At 48.3% G+C, this 17724-nt stretch carries 15 protein-coding genes; 1 reads left to right on the top strand and 14 read right to left on the bottom strand.

Annotated features, from left to right (window positions below):
• Window positions 1-32: 32 nt before the first annotated feature.
• The 14 genes from IE054_RS03085 to IE054_RS03020 all read right to left on the bottom strand — a co-directional run bounded on the left by IE054_RS03085 (window position 33) and on the right by IE054_RS03020 (window position 16402).
• Window positions 33-1334, bottom strand: coding sequence for a diguanylate cyclase (locus IE054_RS03085; RefSeq protein ID WP_229804979.1), 1302 nt, complete (start codon window positions 1332-1334; stop codon window positions 33-35).
• Between the two features lie 296 nt (window positions 1335-1630).
• A complete protein-coding gene (locus IE054_RS03080; protein WP_189403592.1) occupies window positions 1631-1978 on the bottom strand; it encodes a hypothetical protein in 348 nt (115 codons plus the stop codon).
• Window positions 1979-2049: 71 nt separating this feature from the next.
• Entirely contained in the window at window positions 2050-3045 is a 996-nt protein-coding gene (locus IE054_RS03075; protein WP_189403591.1) for an endonuclease/exonuclease/phosphatase family protein, read from the bottom strand.
• A 208-nt stretch (window positions 3046-3253) separates the two neighbouring features.
• Window positions 3254-3886, bottom strand: a complete 633-nt coding sequence (locus tag IE054_RS03070) for a dienelactone hydrolase family protein (protein WP_373293812.1) — start codon at window positions 3884-3886, stop codon at window positions 3254-3256.
• An 11-nt stretch (window positions 3887-3897) separates the two neighbouring features.
• Entirely contained in the window at window positions 3898-4347 is a 450-nt protein-coding gene (locus tag IE054_RS03065) for an alpha/beta hydrolase family protein (RefSeq protein WP_189403589.1), read from the bottom strand.
• Between the two features lie 63 nt (window positions 4348-4410).
• Window positions 4411-4833 (bottom strand): hypothetical protein, encoded by a 423-nt coding sequence (locus IE054_RS03060; RefSeq protein ID WP_189403588.1) that lies wholly within the window; start codon window positions 4831-4833, stop codon window positions 4411-4413.
• A gap of 202 nt (window positions 4834-5035) precedes the next feature.
• Window positions 5036-7009, bottom strand: a complete 1974-nt coding sequence (locus IE054_RS03055) for a S9 family peptidase (protein WP_229804978.1) — start codon at window positions 7007-7009, stop codon at window positions 5036-5038.
• Between the two features lie 57 nt (window positions 7010-7066).
• Window positions 7067-7822 (bottom strand): type 1 glutamine amidotransferase domain-containing protein, encoded by a 756-nt coding sequence (locus tag IE054_RS03050; RefSeq protein ID WP_189403587.1) that lies wholly within the window; start codon window positions 7820-7822, stop codon window positions 7067-7069.
• Between the two features lie 435 nt (window positions 7823-8257).
• Window positions 8258-9805: a UbiA family prenyltransferase gene (locus tag IE054_RS03045; RefSeq protein WP_189403586.1), complete on the bottom strand. Its 1548-nt coding sequence runs from the start codon at window positions 9803-9805 to the stop codon at window positions 8258-8260.
• Window positions 9806-9843: 38 nt separating this feature from the next.
• Window positions 9844-11913 (bottom strand): discoidin domain-containing protein, encoded by a 2070-nt coding sequence (locus IE054_RS03040; protein WP_189403585.1) that lies wholly within the window; start codon window positions 11911-11913, stop codon window positions 9844-9846.
• Complete coding sequence (locus IE054_RS03035; RefSeq protein ID WP_189403584.1) at window positions 11913-12335, bottom strand: hypothetical protein; 423 nt, start codon at window positions 12333-12335, stop codon at window positions 11913-11915. Before IE054_RS03035 ends, IE054_RS03040 begins: the two co-directional genes overlap by 1 nt.
• Window positions 12336-13056: 721 nt before the next feature.
• Window positions 13057-14295 carry a histidine kinase dimerization/phospho-acceptor domain-containing protein gene (locus tag IE054_RS03030; protein WP_189403583.1) on the bottom strand — a complete coding sequence of 413 codons (1239 nt, stop codon included), beginning with the start codon at window positions 14293-14295 and terminating at the stop codon, window positions 13057-13059.
• Between the two features lie 2 nt (window positions 14296-14297).
• Complete coding sequence (locus IE054_RS03025) at window positions 14298-14984, bottom strand: response regulator transcription factor (RefSeq protein ID WP_189403791.1); 687 nt, start codon at window positions 14982-14984, stop codon at window positions 14298-14300.
• A 14-nt stretch (window positions 14985-14998) separates the two neighbouring features.
• Complete coding sequence (locus tag IE054_RS03020; protein WP_189403582.1) at window positions 14999-16402, bottom strand: S41 family peptidase; 1404 nt, start codon at window positions 16400-16402, stop codon at window positions 14999-15001.
• A gap of 152 nt (window positions 16403-16554) precedes the next feature.
• Here IE054_RS03020 and IE054_RS03015 point away from each other — a divergent pair, with 152 nt between their 5' ends.
• Window positions 16555-17667, top strand: a complete 1113-nt coding sequence (locus IE054_RS03015; RefSeq protein WP_189403581.1) for a type 1 glutamine amidotransferase domain-containing protein — start codon at window positions 16555-16557, stop codon at window positions 17665-17667.
• Window positions 17668-17724: the final 57 nt, after the last annotated feature.

Here is a 17724-nt window from a genome sequence, read left to right as displayed (position 1 = left end):
CCCCCAAAACTGGGCACTGTCTGGTATTGCGTTTACGATATGCGCGCAGCGCTTCGTTTGCGTTTTTCACAATACATGTCATCGTCGGCCTGCTCCACCCAGATTTGCGCACTTTTACAGTTTGCACGCCAGGCACTGATCCCCACCGAGAATGTGATTTCAATGTCTGCGCCGGGCCCCACCATCAGTGTTAACGGTTCGGCCAGCAAGCGCCGGTGAAAGCTTCGTGCATTCTGTTCATCGGCATTGTGCAACAGGACCACAAACTCATCCCCGCCATAACGGCCAAAGCTGTCAGTTTCGCGCAGCAGGGTATTAATTTTTGCTGCAAACGTGACCAGCGCGTCATCGCCGGCTCTATGGCCATACCGATCGTTAATGGATTTAAACTCATTGAGGTCGATAAACAGCAAGGTTGAAGAAAAATCGCCGCGATGAATACGCTGAATTTCCTTATCTATCTGATACAGCAGTTCGCGACGGTTAAGGATCCCGGTAAGTCCGTCTGTACGCGACATCACTTTTAGCTTTTTATTGGCGGCCAGCAAGGCATGGTACATACTCTTATCATCAGAGACATCGTCTGCCGTACCAATCAAAAACTGTGCGTTACCTTCACTGTCGTATATGGTCGTGCCGCGGTCATGAATATAGCGGGTGCTGCCTGACCTGGTGATGACACGGTATTCAAGTCCCCACTCGCGCAAACCGGGCTGTCGCAATTCCTGTTCAACCCGCGCTCTGTCTTCCTCATGAACATGATTTAAAAAGGCCAGAGGCTGTTCAAATAATTCCAGCGGGCTACGCCCCCAGATAGTCTGGTAGCCGTCGTTTACATACAGAATGCGGGACAGATCACTGTTGGCCACCCACACAAACGTACGATGGGAAAATGACGATACGATATGCTTAAACAGTGACTCGGTATCTGAAAGCCTGGATTCGATACACTTTTTTTCATCAATGTCTTCAACAACCGATATCAGATACTCAGGCTTTTCGTCGCTGTCACGCACCAGTGACACTGTCAGCTTTCCCCATATCGCGCGGCCACTGGCATGTACATATTGCTTTTCCATGCTGTAGCTGTCGGTTCGGCCTTCCAGTAAATCGTGCAGATTCGATTCATCTTTTTTCAGAAAAGGGCCTGCTGTAATTTCCTGAAAAGTAAGCTGTTGCAGCACGTCTTCAGAGTAGCCAAGAAATTCGCAGAGGCGAGGATTAACGCGGATAAAACGCCCGTCGAGGTCAACGTGAGCCATCCCTACTGCGCAATGATAAAAGGAAGCGGCAAACACGCCTGGGGACGCGAAATGCTCAGATGAATCGGCCACAGACATTACCTGCTGTTGCTATGGAAATTATAATCAGTGTTTTCACTTTTAAAGATAGTTGAAGATCTGAAATTAAGCGACAGAGAAAACAAACACGTCTGCGCTTCGTTCAGCATCGTCACATTCTTCCTTACTTTTCGTACCAGCGTTTTTTATGCGCCGCTGGTGCTTGTGTGCAAATTACAGACAATCGAAAAATATTACAGAGTCAACCGCAGTTACACAGAGACTGACAAGCCGCTTAGCAGACACAAAAAAACAGCCTGGTCCGGCTGTTTTTTTGAGTAAAATGACACTTAGTTGTCATTATCATCTTCATCGGGCATTTCAACATCCACATCTGGGACCGTCACATCTTCTTCTTCTGACTCAACCTCAACATCCACATCCGGTACCGACACGGTTTTCTCTTTGGTTCCGACTTCTACATCGGCTGTCTCTACTTCATACTCAGGCACTTCACCGCCGTCGACGTCTACGTCAGGCATTTCACCGTCTTCTTTTTTAACTACTTCGTACTCGGGGACTTCGCCGCCGTCGACATCCACATCCGGCATTTCACCTTCATCGGTTTGCTTTACATCGCACGCCGACAGGGCAAGAGCTACACTCGAAATTGCAAACAGTTTGGTTAAGTTACGCATATCTCACTCCATTAATTTGCTTCGTTCAACTAGCTTAAAGCAGGGTTTATACCAATATTTATTTACCCACCTTACGTATTCGTTTTTTCACGGGGCAAATCTATATGGTCGGTAAGCGACAGGTGAATATAAAGCGGGAAGTGGTCAGAGCCGTAGCCTTCCAGGCGTTTAATATCCAGTAAGGTAAAATCATCACTGTGAAAAACATGGTCCAGTGGCCAGCGTATTACCGGATATTCAGCGTGAAAGGTGTTGAAAAAGCCGCGGCCGATGCGGGGATCTTTGGCATGACTTAACGCTCTGAACTTGCGTGTTGTTGGCGACCAGGCTACATCATTTAAATCGCCGGCCACGATGACCGGCTTGTCACATTTGGCCACTTCTTTGCCAATAATTGCAAGCTCGACATCCCGGGGGCCAGCCGTTTCGTTCTCAGTTGGGCTAGGCGGCTTTGGATGAAGAAAATACACAGTAATGGGAATATCGTCCAAAAGTACATCAACCTGCATCGACGGGACTTCGTCCTCTACAACAAAGCGCAGTGACTTTTTTTCAAAGGGCAGTTTGCTGTACAAGTGCATACCGTACAGATTTTCCAGCGGACAGCCCATTCTGTGCGGATAGTCCTCATGCAGTGCTGTGAGTTCGTCTTCCCACCACTGGTTTGTTTCAAGTGCGATGAGCATATCAGGCTGATGCTTACTGACCTGGTCAATTAGCCCCTGACTATTGTCGTTATGCATAAGGACGTTACTGGTCATCAGACTAATCGAATGTGCCGGACGTGTTTTTGAATAAGGAACTTCCGTTTTCCATAGAAAGGTATAGGGCAGGATCCAATGCACCTGATACATACCAGCGGCCACCAGCGCAGCGATAAAAACAAAGGCCGTGACATCAAGCGTGACTGGCAGCAGTGCCCAACCAATCAGTACCAGCACAATCACCACTAGCTGTTGCACGCGGGGAAACTCCCACACCCGAATCAGCCAGTGTTTGCCGGGAATATGTGGAGCCAGTGTAGTAAATATCAGTAGTGCGCTTGCGATATACAGCGTTTCTGCCATCGGTGCTCTCCTTCCCTTTTCTGTCCGTTGCCTGGTACTTACCTATTATTAAAATATCTTATACCAAGCTGGTGCAGAGAAAGTTCGCTGTGCGTTGCAATGCGTTGTGAGTCATGTGCTGATAAAGCCAGCGTCTGCTTAGGTCCCCCTAACTAAACACGACTCTAGCAGAGTCAGCTTATTGCCCTTGCGATGAGAAAGATGGGGGCTAATTGTCTTCAGCGTTAAGGATCCAGTCGGATATTACCTGTAGAAATGTCGGCACAAATTGTTTGTTCAGGCGTACATACTCATCCCGTCGGCCTGTTTCAGCAGACTGGAAATAGTGATTTGCTTTCTCAAACGTTACCAGCGTGTAGTGAACACCGGACTGAAGCAATGCGTTTTCCATAACATCCTTGTTTTGCCCGATCGTTACCTGGCGATCCCTGCCGCCGAATAATCCCAGTACCGGCGATGTGAGAGCAGCTATATCCAGCGCTGGATCATGGTTAATAAAGGAGGTCAACGAGGGTAACGCGTACACTGCCCGGTATTCCTGTGTTTGCTTTGCCGCTGACGCCTTTAGCGCTGTCAGAGGCTGGTTGTCATTCTCAGGTGCGGCCGCCAAAACCTCAACCAACGTGTTCTGGAAATGCGCTAATGTGGCACCGATTGCTTGTTCGTTCTGAATTGCCCATAGCAAACGGTGATGCGCAGACACGCCCCGCTCCACCAGCGATTGATTGATGTGCAACCGAGTATAGTCTTCTCGCACCTGGTATAACACGATGTCCCGTAATGGCACCGACGGTGCCGCCATCAGGATTACTTTTTCCACATCAGGGCGCGCCGCTGCCACATGACCTGCTACTATGCCGCCCTGACTATGCCCAGCAGTATAAAACCACGAAAGCCATGAGCGTTGTGCTCAGCAAAGTAATTCAGAATTCTAATCACATCATTGGCATGATCACTAAGTTTGCTTTGACCAAAATTCCCGCTACTGCCACCCACCCCACGGTCATCAAAACGAAAACTGGCGATACCCTGCTCAGACAAGTGCTCTGCCAGATGCAAGAAGACGCGAAACCCATCCAGAGTTTCGTCTCTGTCCTGTGGACCGCTGCCTGAGAGCATGATCACTAAGGCGCCGCTTTGCGTTTCATGCGGGAGTGTCAGAGTTCCTACAATAGTCGTTTCACCATGTTCAATGGCAAGTTCAACATTTTTACCGGCAGAGGGTGCAGCAAAGGCTGCTCCCTGATACAGCGAGAGCATACCGAGCATCAGGAACGTAGCATAGCCTTTTACGTGTAACATGTTATATGACGCTGTTTTGAGAATGCAGGATTAAGATCCATAACGTCTTTCACTCACCAGGGCTTACACCCCGGCGTTGCGAAAACCGATGATTTGTCCGGCATACTCAACCGATTGCGCAACCACTAAGCTCAGTAAACAGGTATAAAACAACACAGTACCATCGCTGAGAAACAGAAAGCGGACTAATGCGCCTGCTACTCCAATGCTTAATACTACGCCCGCGATAGCCTGAGCCCTGTTTGCAATGCCCTTTACTCTTTCGTCTGATTTCTGTCGCGCCTCGTCAGGGTGGAACACTGACAGCCCGATCTGAGCGATAATACTCAAACCAATAAGGGTGACGGTGAGCGTGATAAATACTGGCAAAACCGGCGGCAGGTGTCGTTGCTCTAGAACGGTGAGTAACACCTCTGATGCCATATAGACTCCCACCATCAGTGTCACCAATAACATCAGCCAGGCTGATTTTTCACGATATGTCATGCATCTCTCCTGTTAACGATTAAAGTGAAGGATAAAAATGTCAGCACACTTAATATGTAGCGTGCATATCCTTCCTTTTTGGCACTACAGCACCCGGTTTGTGGATGTGTACCGGTCACTCTATCTGATAAAACGTGATGAAAATGTGAAGCAAATTTCACCACCAGTTCACTTGAACAAACGCAGCAGTCCATCAGCCATATCAGTTAGCAACATGCAGCACCCGTTTAAGAAAAGCGGCTTCCTGCTGCGCATAAAACATCTGGTTTTCCAGCTTACGCCAGCCATGCCCTTCATTAGGCATTCGGATAAACGGAGCTTCAACGCCGTTTTTTCGCAGGGTTTTCACCATGACTTCGGTTTCGGCGATATCAACACGTGGATCCATCACACCATGCGAGTAAAGCACGGGCACGTTAATATTGTCGGCCTGACGAATAGGCGAATACTGCTGGTAATAGGCCAGCCATTCAGGCTTACTAATATCGCCGTACTCAATAATATCTGCCGCTTTTAATGATGGAGATGCAACCTGCAGCGCGGTAACCCAGTCAGACACGCCAAACCGCGCAACACCAGCAGCAAAATACCCGGGGAAATTTGCGAGCGCGGCATTAACTGCATACCCGCCATAGCTTCCGCCAGCCACGGCCACATTCGCTGCATCAATGATCTCCTCCTCTCCCAGATAAGCGTGCATATCGATTAGGTCACGAATACTGTCGAGACGGTTTTCCCGGTCATCCAGCGTAACGAACGTATGCCCGAAGCCGGTTGATCCCCGCACATTTGGCCTGAACACCGCGATGCCCTGATTAACCAGATATTGTGTCATTGCATCAAAAACCGGCCGTGATTGTTCGGTGGGGCCACCGTGAACGCGAAACACCGCTGGCGGTGGTGAAGCGGATTTAACCCGAGGCAGGTACAACAACCCCTGTAACATCACGTCATCGCGCGCCCTGATACGGATGCTTTTTGGCGCAACCAGTGACGATTCCGGCACGCCCGCCAGGCTTGCTGTAAAAACCGGCGATGCTGAATGAGTAGCAAAGTCCCAGCGATATACCGAGCCCGGATCGTTCCAGCCGTTAGTTGCAATCGCCGCCTTGCCCGCTGTGGTGGCACAATCGACGCGCTTAACCCCCTCAGGCATTTCGGGCAATGATGGGGCACTGTCACCTCTGAGGTTTTTTACCTGTAGTTTGCTGTAACCATCAAGGTTATTTGTCCAAACCAGGTACTGAGCATCAGCGCAAAGATTAACGCCTTCCATTTCATGATCGCCCTGTGCTACCCAGCGCATGCCAGACTTCAGATCATAAAAGGCGATATTTCGATATTCCTGATTGAGGTTACTGGCAAAATAAAACCCTTTGCTGTCGCGGGTCCATGCAAAACCACCGCTGGCATGATTGGCCCTGCGCTCTGGTTTAAATAGCGTTGATAAGTGCCGTTTGCTGATATCAAAAAGATAGAGGTTGTCAGCGTCAGCCCCTACCCGCTCTACCACTAACGCCCACTTGCCGTTGGGGGATACTGACGCAACGGACAACCCCATGCGCCCCTTACATATCATCTCGGTAACACCTGACACCAGGTCGGCAATATACAGGTCGAAGTCCAGTTTATTGCGCTCAGTACTGGCATAAATAATGGTGTGATTATCGATAAATCCACCGAAAATACGAAAGCCACCGGCAACAGCGGGCAATACCTCACGTTCAGAAAACGTATCGACATCAAGCAGAAAATACGATTCCTGCTCATTGCCATTATTGTCCGCCGCATAAAGGATTTGATGTCCCAAGGGCGCCCAGTAAAAATAGCCGGTAACGCCACTGCCAAAGGTCAGTTGCTTTGATTGCCCGCCATTGAGCGCTCGCAACCAGAGTTGTCGTTTGCCGGTAACGGTTGAAACATAGGCAATGTACTCTCCATCAGAGGAGAGCTTGGTGTACGCCGCGCCCTGACTGTCTGCCACAATCAGGCGACCAATCTGTGGCGGCGAGGTACCTGCCAGCCCCACATCAAAGGTGATGTTTTCAGGCTCAATTGCCTGTATAGACGAATCGTAGCCTGAGGTTCCGCCTGCCTGCGCACAGACCTGACTACTTAATAGCATTCCCGCCATGGCAAAAAAGATCGGTGCACGTGTTTTATGCTGTCTGCTCATACAGCCTCCGTCGTAAATTGCTTGCTACGTAGCACTCGTTCCGCCAACGCCTGCGGCTTATACCGCTTCATGCAAAAGAATCATTTCTTTGGCCACGATAGCGGCGGATGGCAGAAACATGGTGGATACAACACGCTGATCTACCAGCACCTCATGCTTATCCTGCAACGTTGCTTTATTTTCAGCCACGGCGCCATTTTTCCTTAGCTGGCTTTCAATAAGGAAAGGCAGCAATTTACCAAAATCAGCCCACGGTTTGCTTGTTTCGGTCGAGTTCGGAAAGCCGGCGATCCGTTTATCCTTTACCAGGAATTCTCCGGTAGATAATTTGACATTCGCGATGCTCGCCGCCCCATGACCACCGACACCAACAACGCCCTGGTTTTCATAAATCCCGGCGATAATAGCGTGTATCTCAGGGTTATCAGCCACATCAAACATGACACCGTAGCCTCCGCCAGTAAAAACGCCCCAGTAGTCCGACGGTGTCACTTGCTGTGGCGACAAGGTGTTCTGGGTTTTCTGAAGAAAATTCTCATATTTAATGGTGTAACTGGCTATGCCTAACGGGTCTCTCATAAAATGAACCTTGCCACCCTGCGGAGAAACAACGTCAACGTCATAGCCATGGCTGACAAAAACGTGATAGGGAGGCGCAAACTCAAATAAATCGTTTCTTGCTTCGTGCTTATCAGCATCGCCCATGTCTATTTTGTTAGATGCGATGATCAACACCTTTTTTGGTGTCTCTGCCTGAGCGCTCCAGGGGATGACCAAGGCAGCGATAAATAACGCTGTAATTAAGTTTCTCATTTGCTTTCTCTCGTATTGGTTACGTTATACCGTCGTCGCGGTCCGCACTTGCGTAGGCGGTGACGGCTACAAAGCCACCGTGCTATCTGATTGAATAACTCGCACATACGCGTCAGTGGTTAGCCAAGGCGTCAGTTGTCCTCACAATCAGCACGCCCGAAACCGGGCTTTTGACTTCATAACAATTCTATCTGTTGAGCCGTGAAGAAAGTGTGAAGCAACGACTGAGATCGCATGTCAGCCGAGCTTGCGCTCAGACGAGATGTGGACAATTAAACGTACAGCTGAACAGGCAGCAGGCATCGTGTCGATGCCTGCTTAAGTGTGCAATGAAGAGGTAGAGAAAGACACGTTGCTTCGGATCCCCCCCGGCTCGCTGACCACCAGTATCCGATTTTCCCTGTAAGAAAGAAAAGTAAAAAACCGTTAGACGATCTAATTTAACAATAGCAAAGCTAAACAGCCCACCAGCGAACAGATGACCCATTCACTCTTTCTAAAAATGACGAATGCCAGCACAAACATCAACCCGGCCAGAATGTTAGCTGCTGACCATCTCAGTTCACCGGCAACAATAAGCGCCGTAAAGACAACGAACAATAAAATGCCTAAGAGCCAATATGCTCGCCGTGCCCCTAAGCAGGTGGCAACGGTTTGCACTCCATGTGCTCTGTCACCGGTTTCATCCTTTATATCTTTAAACTGAACCGCAATAAAAAATAATAACGCCAGGCTACCGAGTTGATGAAGATTAAGTTGCTCCGGCGTGCTGTTATTCCATATAAGCGCCATGCCAAACAGGTAACACACCAGCGCAATCAGAGTGAGTGTTAACGGAGCCAGTAATAAAAACCTCCGCAACCTAAGCGGTGGCAACGAATACAGCCCGCCCAAACTCAACATACCCACCAGCAAAACAGGCTGACTGATCCCGAACGTAAACGACATCCCGAGGCTGAGTGCCCCACCGAAAAACAATACAAACCAGTACTCTGGCAGCAGTGACTTATCACAGGTCAGAGGGCGCGATGGGTTACTCAGCACGTCAATTTTAGCATCGCAAATATCATTAAGTGCAGTCATTGCGATAAACGCGATTGCCACACATAATAAGGCCAGAGTTACGAAGATAATGTCGTAGATATTGAGCCATTCATTACCAATTAAGGCGTTGTCGGCGGCTTGCAGAATGCCCGCAAACGCAAACAGTAAGTAAATCAGCATTCGTTCTATTCGCAAACAGCTTGTGAACACCCTCCACAACCGTGGTTGAGTCTTTTTTATAAAAACAATGCCAAGCGGCAGTAATACCGGCAAGTACCATAATACCGGCGCTGTAGTTACCGATACCCCTAACGCTGATTGCTGCAATAACTCGATGTGACTGTTACCACTGAGCCAACTCACCAGCGCCGGTAAATACCCCATCGAGAAAATCGCACAGTAAACTAAAAATGCACTCAGCACTGCGCGCCACCATGCATAGCGACGGTCACTGCACAATCCAACGTAGGTTATTGTGGCAAGCATCACCAAAAATACTTCTATTCGCACACCCGGCGTCACGTAACCAACTTCAACCCAGGGAAGAAAAAGGCTGCTAAAACTACTTAAAAAGCTATCGAACTGGTATTGGTAAATAATCGCGCCACTAAGACCAAATGCGCCATCCAGTAGAGGCGGTACCCATATCAGCGTAAAACCGCACAGCGACACACGGGCAGAGCCAGCCCAGCTACAGCCACCTGCTGTGGCCAATAAAATGACCGATATCAGATAGATATAGCTCCAGGCCATAATCACATGAACGTGATCGGCCAGCACCGTTGCGGTGCTCAGGCTAATAGTAATGTTATGATCGGCTTCGAGCAGCAATTCCAGCTGATTACGAATAAAGATAATGGCCAGAAACGTGATGATTCCGCCAACCAGACCTGTCCGCGTACCTTCAATTTTACGCAGTATACAACGAATATTATGCATCGCTGGCAAACCACTACACGCTCAACATGAGCGTTTAGCTATTTCCATGGCTCGAGCATTTCAATCGTTAATTCAAGATCGTCCTCGCTACGACCAAAAGCCATAAGACTCTCAGTTAACTCGCTATTACCATCGATCACAACGGTGCGCGAGTCGTTTGAAAAGTTTGTGGTATAAGTTAGCTTAAGTGCCATCGCATTACGGTTGGACAGCGTCAGTTGTACCGGCGATTTAAAATCACGATCAAATTTATCACCAGTGCTTAATGTTGTATCCAGATTCATGTATGCCTGACGCGCAAAATTGGCCGCCAGGTCAGGCTTCCAGTATTTTGCTTTTTCATCAAAGAAAAATTGCGAAATAACACCAATATCACTGCCTTCCATTGCAGTAGAGAGTTTGTCAAACCAGTCACGATCCATAGGTGTAATGTTCACTACTGAAACCAGAAAATCATTAGGTTTTTTCTCACCCACGATGATTTGATCTTTGATCTCGCTACCGGCTTTTAATACGTAAGTAATTTTTTTAACCAGCAGATTACGCTTTTTGACCTCAACGTTCTTATCCGGTCCTGACCAGCTTGACTGCTTTTTATATTCGGTATTGCTGATTGTGGCACTGATCTCCACATCTACTAGGTAGGTTTTCTCTGACTCATTAAAGAATTGGTAAACGGCAGTAAAGCCATAGCGGCTCTCGTCGTATCCGCCCGTTGTGTAGTCATTAAACTTGGTCTCATTAATGGCAACGCCGTTAATATAACGGGTTTCATTATAGCTTTCAGAGCGCGATATTACGGGCACGTACCGCTCGCCAATTTTTCCTTCGCGGAACGTTTCCCGGTACTGTATTCCAGACTGCGCAAGTATGCTTTCATTTACCTGCTTTTTGTTTGCCATATTCAGATCAAACTGGCTAAATGCATCCAGCGCACTGGCGAGTTCGTCACTGTTTTTCGCCTGTGCCAGTTTTTGCTTAATCAATTGACCAAGTAGCTTTTGAATCTTCGCCTTTTGATACGACTTAAGCGGCTGACTGGCGTATTTGTCAAGCAGCGAAACGCCTTTTTCCTCACCTGCATCTTGCGCTATAAGGGTTTCGTCAATTTCTAATGCATCATCAACCAGGTGATAAAAAGGGTTCTCTTTGTAGTAGGCGCCATAGCCGGTAAATATCGCCAGCAGTTGGTCGCTGGAGTGCTCTTGTCTAGCCTTAGCCAAATCAAGTTCAGCTGCGGTGGTAAACACCTTACCAAGCAAATCATGATTCTGTTTCTCAAAAACAGTGTCGCGAGACTGATCGAAAACACGCATAAGTTGTTCGCTATCTTCAGCGGCAGCATAGGTGTTCAACTGCGTCTGAATAGTGTTACTCACCTGTTGGCTAATGAGTTCTTTTGCTTCCGGATATACTTCACTCTTGTACGCATCAGAAGCCTCTGCTAAAAATTCAACGTAGTCCAGTTCAGTACTTTTTCGTTGGAGCGCGCTTTTCAGCCGGGCAAGATAATCAGTTTTTTCCTTCGCTTTTTTGCTGGCAGAAAGCTGCGCAATTCTGGCCTGCTCGGCTTCTTTTTCTTTTCGCAATGCAGCTATTCGTAAGGCTTCTTTGGTAGTTCCAAGCACATCAACTTGAGTTAACCCAGACTCCTGGTTCCATCTGTTTCCAGGATAAATCTCATCAATCGTCAGTTTTACCCAGCTTGCCTCTGATACCGGCAGAGATAACGTTTGAGGTGTCATTTTATCGTCTAAAGAAATGTACTCAGTGACGCCAGACGACAAGGTTACTGTCGCTGTTTTTATCCGGCTGTTATGACGCCACATCCTTTTTGAATGCAACCAGCCATTAGTAATCCTTATGCCTGAAACCAGGGAAGGCTTAGCAAATTCAAACTTAATCCACTCCCCTTTATTCGCGGCGCTGGTGCGATTGGGAAACCACGCCGTACTGTTTTTGTTATCAATAGCATTTTCTGGCTCATAGGATGCGCTATCTGCCGGATAAATCGATGAGGCACTTACCCGTTTAATAGTAATACTGGTATCAGCCCATAGTGTCGGTGAAAGCAGCAATAAATTTAACGCAACAATAATAGACCTCATTACTTGCCCCCCTCTTGAGCCTGCCTGCGTAAAAACTCCCTTTTCACTTTATCTGCAAGGTTATCAGCTTCGCGTCGCTTGGCTTCAAGCGCCAAACGGCGCTGACGTTTTTCGGTAGCTTTGGATTGCGTGTAGATATGCTTTTCGAGTGTGGCATTTTCGGGGATCAACAGCTCTTCGCTGCCGTAATAACGCCACTCTTCATCTTCGCTGAGGGCTTTTACTTCAAACAAATGAAGCTCGGCTGTGACTTCGAGCTCAATAAAATCCTTACCGATAGAGGAGGCCTTCTCACCATCAATCAACAATTGGGCTTTTTCAATATCGGTTTTAATTCGCACTTTGCCGGTAGGGCCAAAGCATGCTGAAAGTAATAACAAACTTACGGTTATAACTGCGGCGTATTTACATTTACTGGCCATACATCATACGTTCCATATAATTCCTGTGGCAGCTTTTGAACTTCAAAAGCGTAAAAAGCATAAAGTATCAGGCCGCAAAATACCACTGGCCAGTGTTATATTTTTACATATAGATCATGGAATTAAGGTGTGTTCTTGGCCTTTTTTCTGCGCGTCGAGTAGTATTAAGCGCTCACAGTAGCAAGCCGCGCGTGGATTTTCTGTAGGTTTTGAGACGAAATATATGATGTTGTCTTTTTTCACTGCCGAGCTAATGGCCACTTCGTCTTTTACTAGCGCCACTGGCTATTCACCCTGTGCACTCATTTTATACAGGCGCGGAGTGCTGCCATCTCACCCTTCCGCGCTGGTCAGCCGTTCAATCTTGCCTGAGCCGAAATGAAATCGATACAGGTCGCCATAGGTAAGAATGGCAATGGGGAAGCGCAGGTGACCTTTGTCGTCGGCGTCACGGTTGCTGGTAAAGACGATGCTTTAACGTGCTTATTGAACACGGGGCGTGACTATGCACGTGGGTGATGGGTAAGTTGCTCAGCCCCAGACACTGACTGCGTTTTATCTGGTTCAAATTCGATGCGGTATAAATTGGCATTGCCCGCTTCAGTTCCGACAAAAATAAGCTGTTTGCCATTGGGGGAAGAATGCAGCCTGATTTTCCATCGGGATGCTGTTAATCAACTTTAACGACGACGTGTTATCCCGCAAGTTCAATGCCTAAAGATCAACCCAACGTAATTGAAACCATAAAGTTATGGTTATCACTTGTAACGCTGACATCCCACCCGCTTTTGTCACAGATGCGTTTCACGAGATGCAGTCCCTGCCCCAAGCCCAGACTGCCGACGGCTTTCACGCGGGGCGATAACACATCGTCAGGCGGGCATGCGTCCACCGGGTTACTTATCATTAGCCGATCATTGTTAAGTATAATGTTCAGAGCGACAACGCTGGCATGCTGCACAACATTGTTTATCAGGTTGTTAAGCAACATGTGAAGCAGGTTTTGGTTACAGGTAATGCGATAATTGGCGGGAATATCAATGTCGAGCCTGGCATCGTCAACCTGTGATAAAGCAAAGTGATTGATGATGCAGTGCTCCACTTCCTGTAACAGGCAATATGATGTTTTTTGCACCGACTCTTCTCGTGACAAGGCCAGCAATATACCTACGGACTGCTCAACTTCTGCAACCGCTGCCCCCACCTTTTTAAGCGTGTCTTCGTCCAGCGGCTCTTTTGCCTGCAAACGACCAGAAACCATTTTCAGAACCGCGACTGGTGTGCGTAGTTCATGACTGATGTCGCGCGAAAAGTCAGACTCTCTTTGCAATGCGGCGTGTAACCGGTTGAAACTCTTGCTGATAGTATCTGCCAGATAGCCAATTTCGTTGTTAGCAAAACCCTGCTGGAACGTGAGCGGCCTGTTATCTCTATTATTCGCGACTGCAAAGGTAATGCGCTGCAACGGTTTCACCACGCCTGCGGCGAGGTAGCGGGCCAGCACCAGGGCACAAATCACCACCATCATCAGTACCAGCAGCATCCAGGGGAGAAGTTTGGGCAAATAGTCTTTGGAAATTTCATAGGAGGAGACATTAGCTGACAGCAACTGAGTGGTATTCCCCAGTTGCACTTCTCTTATGTGAATAGCCCCGCCGTCACTCAACGGGAATTCTATGCGTTCGGGTGACTGTTGCCTTAACATCTGAACGTGCTCAGGTAACGCCTGCCAGTCGCGATACAACTTCATAAACGGAATGCGGGGCGCTACCCGCTCACCAGACGCGATAAACTGCTGCTCGATATAACGCGCTTCCTCTGACACCATGCGATTGAAGATGTTGTCTTCCACCACCCAGGCATAAACAATTAACAGGCCAATAAAAATCACCGATATGGTGAAGGTAAAGCCAATTATCAGCCAGCGAATTTTACGTTGAATAGATTCTCTGATGACCATGCTCACACCGACAGCTTAAAGCCGATACCATGAATGGTTACCAGCATGTCGGTCGCAAACGGCTTATCTAACACTTGTCTGAGTGTATAAATATGCGATCGCAGCGCGTCAGAATCAGGGAAATCATCGCCCCAAACCTGTTGAATAATTTCCTGTCGGCTCACGGCATTAGGATAGGCCATGACCAGCAGACCTAAAATTCTGAAGTTGGTGCTGCTTAGCTTAAGTGCACAGCCATTGCGATGCGCAACCTGTTGTTTTTCACTAAAGCTCAGCTCACCGATCGTAATGGTCTGCGACCGGTGCAACTGCTGGCGCCGGGTCAGTGCTTTGCACCTCAGTAGCAACTCGTGTTGATCAAACGGTTTAGTGAGGTAGTCATCCGCCCCTGCGTCAAAGCCAACGGTTTTATCGCCAATACTGTCTCTGGCGGTCATCATTAACACTGGCGGCATCGGCTCGATGTTTTCCTTAATAAACTGGCAGATGTTGATGCCACTTGTATCTGGCAGCATGATATCCAGTACCACAACATCATAGCGATGATCATTGAGTAGCGCCAATGCCTGTTTTCCCGTTTCCGCGTAATCAACGTCCATTCCCTGGTTTTCCAGAAAGTCATAAACTTCCGTCGCCAGTGCTCTGGTATCTTCGACCAGCAACACCCGGGTATGCTCATTTGTGGCCATCACTTAATCTCACTCTATTTCCGCTCAAAAGCAGCATGTTCAAGTGCCGCCAGAATGTCAGCATCCCTGCCCGACGTAATTTGCTCATCAGTCGCAGACACCCGAATATCCGGCTTAACGCCATCGGTTGTCAGATCGCCGCCAGGTCTTACCAGTAGGCGCGTCGCGACGTACACTCGTAGCTCGGAATGAGGCAGATTGAAAAGATTTCCCTGCGCGGTTTGGTTAGCATAGCCACCTGTTTTGCGCCCTACAAGTGTGGCTATATCGTTGTCTTTTACGGCGGTAGCAAAAACGATGGCCGAGGAGTAACTCACAGGACTTATCAATACGTAGGCGTTGCCGTTAAAGCGGCGTTGTGCCTTCACAGGCTCTATCCATTCGTCCCATTTTTCTGCCAGCACCTCACCCACATTGCCCCGGTAGTTAAACACCCCCCGGTTATCGACATTTAAGCGTTCACGCATCGATGAAATCATTTGAAACGGCGCGGATGCCAAATACCGGGCGAGGTAGGTTGCAGTATCGGTATTGCCCCCATTGTTGTCGCGGATATCAATGATGAGATTGTGCACCTTTTGCTGGTGTATTGTCAGAAAGGTGTCATCAATAAACTCTTCAAACCAGTCCGGCGACACATCAAACGTCGCCACTTTTAAGTACCCGGTATCATCGTTCAAACGCTGATACACAAAATCCCCATTGTCGTCTGCGGTCAGCGGGTTGCTCTGTTGCCAGTTGTCTTCAGCCCCTACAGTAATCTGTCGGTTCTCACCGTCTATCAGCAACTCAAGCTCAAAGGTGTCGACGAAGCCAAACACCGCCCATATCATCACGGGAAACCGGGCAGCGACGATGTGTTTACGCAGTTGTTTGGTTTCGCCACCGACAAACTGCTGGGCCTGAGAGAAGATTTTGTCTGTATCAATTGTATTAACACTGACCAACTGGCTGCCTTTGGGCAGTGTTACCCCATTAAACTGATAATCGTATTTAAGAAAAACGCCCTCAGGAAACACTTCGAGGCTGAACGGAAAGGTCAGTAACTCTTTTTCTTTTAGTGCCTGATATTCCTGATAGGGCCACAGCAAGAAAGTATGGCCATCATTAAATAAGTGAGAAAGCGCCCCAATTTTTTTATAAAACGTTTGCCGGGTCATCGGTTCCGTTAGCTCTGCTTTAAGTGACCTGGCCTTTTTGTAAATCTTGTCTAAGCTGGCATACCGCTCCACATCCGGATGACGCTGCACAATGCCGGCAACGAATGCATCCACATCCTCGCGCAACTGTGCTGGTTCAATTTTTTTGTCGCTTAAACCCGGATCGCTCAGGTCCGGAAAAATCTCGAGATGACTCGCTGTACAGCCCGAAATGCATGCAGTTGCAACGAGAAGCAGTCCAATCACTAGTTTATGCATGTTGTTGTCTCTGTGAGGTTACGGAGCGCTCACACTAACAAGGCGAATGTGAAGATTTTGTCAGGGAAAAACGCAATGAAACGCTTCACACAATAACGACATCTGCTGAGTTAGATTTGCGCTACCGTAACAGACATTTTTGGAGTCACACTATGCGAACACTTCGCTTTATATTTTTTATTTTAGTGCTGCCACTGCACCCGGCGTTTGCATCGCAAACCGATACCAATGTGCTAATGCTTATTTCAGGCTATGGCACTGAAGAACAGCCACAACTGAGCTACGATCTTGAAGAGTTGGCCCAGGCCTATCTGGTTTTGCATGATAACGGCGTCAACATTGATATTGCCACGCCAAAAGGCGGACCAGTGCTGGTGAAGTCAAACAAGGATGACCTTGCTTTTATTCAGCGCTTTAAGTCTGTTGCGCTTAGTCAGCTAAACAACACCAGGGCAAGCGAAACCGTCGATCCAAACCATTACCAGGGCATATTTATCGTTGGCGGCGCAGGGGCAATGTTTGACTTACCCAGTGATAGTGCCACACAGGCCATGCTGACCCGGTTTGCTGCGAAGCACAAAATGATAGCGGCTGTCTGTCATGGTCCCGCGGCCATTGCCGACGTCAGATTACCAGACGGTCAGCATCTGGTTGCGGGCAGGCAGGTAAACGCCTTTACTAACACTGAAGAGCACGCGTTCAGTGGTGAGCATATTGCTGCCTTCCCCTTTCTCGTCGAGGATAAACTCATTGAAAACGGAGGTATTTTCGTACACAACGACCCCATGCTGCCCTTCGTCGTCATTGATGAAAACCTGATTACTGCGCAAAATCCTTCATCGGTGCCTAAGGCTGCTGAAGCGCTGCTTGTTAAACTGGGGATCACCCCAAAACCCAGAGTCCCCTTCAAGGATGAAGCAACCATGCAATTAGTGGCGACGGCTAAACAAACAGGCGTGGTAGCCATTGATATTGCGCTGGCTAAAAACCCGGACAATTACGATATGAATTATCTGGCACTGTACGGCTTTTATGCCTATGCACTTGCTGGCGAAGAAGACAAGGTTCAGGAACTGGATGTCATGGTGGCTATTGCCCGCTACTTTCAACACCCTGCATACGAGTCCGCGCTGATTAAAGCGCTGCATGAACAAAACCAGTACAAGCAGGCACGGCGGTATCTAAACGCCTTTGTTGAACGCTACCCATCCCATGATCAAGCTGCGACGTTGTCGGCTTTACTCAATGACAATACTCAGCGGTAAGAGCGAATGGGCAAGACAGGGCTATTGAATTATAACGATGACTTGGCCCTTGCTGGC

The organism is Alteromonas halophila (genome assembly GCF_014651815.1).
Lineage (GTDB): Bacteria > Pseudomonadota > Gammaproteobacteria > Enterobacterales > Alteromonadaceae > Alteromonas > Alteromonas halophila.
Note: the sequence above shows the minus strand (reverse complement) of the source record. Positions and strands in the feature narration are given on the sequence as shown.